4 protein-coding genes are annotated in these 2,429 nt (G+C 64.6%); 1 reads left to right on the top strand and 3 read right to left on the bottom strand.

The annotated features are described in order from the left end of the window. Positions 1–139 precede the first annotated feature (139 nt). Positions 140–715 carry a Uma2 family endonuclease gene (locus OH799_RS20510; protein ID WP_406266497.1) on the top strand — a complete coding sequence of 192 codons (576 nt, stop codon included), beginning with the start codon at positions 140–142 and terminating at the stop codon, positions 713–715. 18 nt (positions 716–733) lie between these two features. Here OH799_RS20510 and OH799_RS20505 read toward each other — a convergent pair whose 3' ends face one another. Genes OH799_RS20505 through OH799_RS20495 form a run of 3 tightly spaced genes read right to left on the bottom strand, consistent with a single transcriptional unit; the run spans position 734 to position 2,375 of the window. Next, positions 734–1,339: an ATPase gene (locus OH799_RS20505; RefSeq protein WP_406266494.1), complete on the bottom strand. Its 606-nt coding sequence runs from the start codon at positions 1,337–1,339 to the stop codon at positions 734–736. Further along, positions 1,336–1,815 (bottom strand): anthrone oxygenase family protein, encoded by a 480-nt coding sequence (locus OH799_RS20500; protein WP_406266491.1) that lies wholly within the window; start codon positions 1,813–1,815, stop codon positions 1,336–1,338. Before OH799_RS20500 ends, OH799_RS20505 begins: the two co-directional genes overlap by 4 nt. Then, positions 1,815–2,375, bottom strand: a complete 561-nt coding sequence (locus OH799_RS20495; protein WP_406266488.1) for a peroxiredoxin-like family protein — start codon at positions 2,373–2,375, stop codon at positions 1,815–1,817. Before OH799_RS20495 ends, OH799_RS20500 begins: the two co-directional genes overlap by 1 nt. Positions 2,376–2,429: the final 54 nt, after the last annotated feature.

The raw sequence follows: 2,429 nt of genomic DNA, 5'->3' as shown, positions 1-2,429 counted from the left end.
CAGTGACCGGGATCTGCTGGTGTGGAGCGCCGCCGATCGCTACTGCGCACCAGCAGGCTCGGTCGGACCGGTCGGCTAGACTCGAACGGAACCGGCGGCGACCCTTTCGTTATCGTTCGGCGAGGTTGGAGGTGGTTTCATGGCGATGCCAGTGCCCCGTGCCGATGGTTGGACGGCTGCCGACCTCGAGCACATGCCCGAAGACGGACTGCGTTATGAGGTGTTGAATGGTCAGCTCGTCGTGCATGCCGCGCCGAAGCCCCGGCATCAATTGCTGATCAGATGGCTGGGACGTGCCCTCGATGCGGTGTTGCCGCCGAACTACCTGGTGCTGGAAGGCGTCGGCGTGCTGATCGGTGACGACGAGCCCATTCCCGATCTGATGGTGGTGTCCGACTCGATCGAGTTGGACGCCCGGGGGGTTCCTGCTCAGGAGGTAGAACTCGTGGTCGAGGTGGTATCCAGGTCGACCACGTTGCAAGACCGCATGGTCAAACCTGTGGTCTACGCAGAGGCCGGTATTCCGAACTATTGGCGCTTCGAGCCCAACCCGTTCAAGGGCCAGCTGTCGGGCGAATCCTTACCCGTCCTGTTCGCTCACGAACTCGGTGCCGATTACACCTATCAGCTGACGCACAGGGTGGCGGCTGGTAATGCCGTCACCCTGCACAGTCCTTTCGAATTCACGATCGATCCCGGATCTCTGCTGCCCTGATTCCCACAGGGCGATGCGCTAGCTGGGAACCACGTGTTCTTCAGCGAAGACCTTGCGGCAGACCGGCGCGCAGAAGGCGTAGTCGGTGCCGTCGTGGGTGAGGGTGAACCGGGCGGTCGACAGCTCGACGGTCATGCCGCAGACCGGGTCGACGGTGTAACCCTCGGGGGCTTCGGCGTGGTCGCCGGAGTCCCGGTATTCCTGGGTCATCAGCTTGGTGATCTCGGTGGCGGTGAGCTTTCGGCCGAGGACGCCGAGATTGTGTTCACGCAGGCCGATGATCTGGATCACGCAGTGCGGCTCGCGGGTCAGTCGGTCCTGATCGGTCTCCGACTCGGCGATTGCCTTTGTGATCAGGGGGATTACGTGGTCGCCGAATTCACTATTGTTGCTCCATGATCCGGGAACGGTGAGCCGCACCAGGTAGCGGGGTGCGAGCGCCCCGCCGGTCGCCCATACCTCGGGGGTGCGCACCAGAACATGGGTCAGTTCACGGGCTTTCGTCAGTACCGAGTCCGGTGCGGCGGGTTCGGTGGTCAGCTCGCGCAGGATGTGTTCGGCGAGTGCCCGTTTGCGGTCGGTGGTCAGCGACTCGTCGGAGACGAACAATTCGACGGTAATCACAAGCGTGCCTCTTTCGTGGGGAGCAGGGTGAGCATGACGACCAGCAGGAACGCCCCTACGGCGCACGCGGTGCGTGCGAAGTGGAACGCTTCCCAGCGAGCCAGGATTGTGGCGTAGTCGGCCGGGGGACCGCTGACCGCCCACACTTTGATGTGCTGGTTGATCGGGACGTTGCCGAGCCGGGTGATCACCAACGCCGCGACGGCAAGCACGGCCGCGCCACCCGCGAACCAGCGATACCGAGCGGTGGAGCGCAGGGCGAGGACCAGCGTGGAGAAAATGGTCAGACCCATCAGCGCTTGCATGACAAGGCCGTTCACGCTCATCAGGGCGGTGTGGAAGGTAAAGCGGACGTCCAGTGGCACCCTGCGGAAGGCGTACAGCACGTTGACCGCCCCGTAGCCGAACGCGCCCGCGAGCAATCCGCTGAACAGCAGCGCGAATGTCCTTGCCGGCAACGGCCTTTCGATTGCCATCACGGGCGACGCTCGATGGCCGGTACGAGCGCGAGCAATTCGTCGACCGACCACTGGTCGTAGACGTGTTTACCGTGTTTCGCGGCGAGCACGCGGCCGTCGGGGGCGATCAGGAAATCGGCGGGCAGCCCGAGACTGCCGCCGTCGGGTTTCGCGGGCGGGGCGGCCTGCATTCCGCGCAGCGTGCCGCGCACGTCGTGCGCGACGCCGCGAAGGATGGCGCGCCAGCCACGCGGGTCGAGCAGCGCCCGTGGCGATTTCTCGACGCCGAACTCACGGTAGAGCTTCCGGGTCGGGTCGGCGATGACGTCCAGCGGCAGCTCCGCGGTGTACTTGCGCAATTCCTCCGCGCTGGAATGGAATACGACCACTTCGCGGATGTTCGCCGCGGCGATCTCGTGCCGGCGGGTGACGATCGAGCGCAGGTGCAGATTGCACACCGGGCAGCCGGCGAACCGGCGGAACTGGAGATGGATCAAACAATCCGGGTCCGGCACCTGGATCTGCGCGCCGGAGACGGCGACCAGTGTTCGGTCGGGAACGTCGGTCGGTAAGGACATGGGACTCCTCTCGTAGGAGTACATCGTACGCCTACGAGCAGTATGCGCGTATCT

Origin of the sequence: Nocardia sp. NBC_00881, assembly GCF_045207455.1 — a bacterium.
In the GTDB taxonomy this organism is placed as follows: Bacteria; Actinomycetota; Actinomycetes; order Mycobacteriales; family Mycobacteriaceae; genus Nocardia.
The sequence above is the reverse complement of the archived record's forward strand: the minus strand, read 5'-3'. Positions and strand labels throughout refer to the sequence as shown.

Coding starts and splice junctions, on each gene's coding strand:
- OH799_RS20500 (WP_406266491.1), bottom strand. CDS start 1,815: ATGGCAATCGAAAGGCCGTTGCCGGCAAGGACATTCGCGCTGCTGTTC.
- OH799_RS20510 (WP_406266497.1), top strand. CDS start 140: ATGGCGATGCCAGTGCCCCGTGCCGATGGTTGGACGGCTGCCGACCTC.
- OH799_RS20495 (WP_406266488.1), bottom strand. CDS start 2,375: ATGTCCTTACCGACCGACGTTCCCGACCGAACACTGGTCGCCGTCTCC.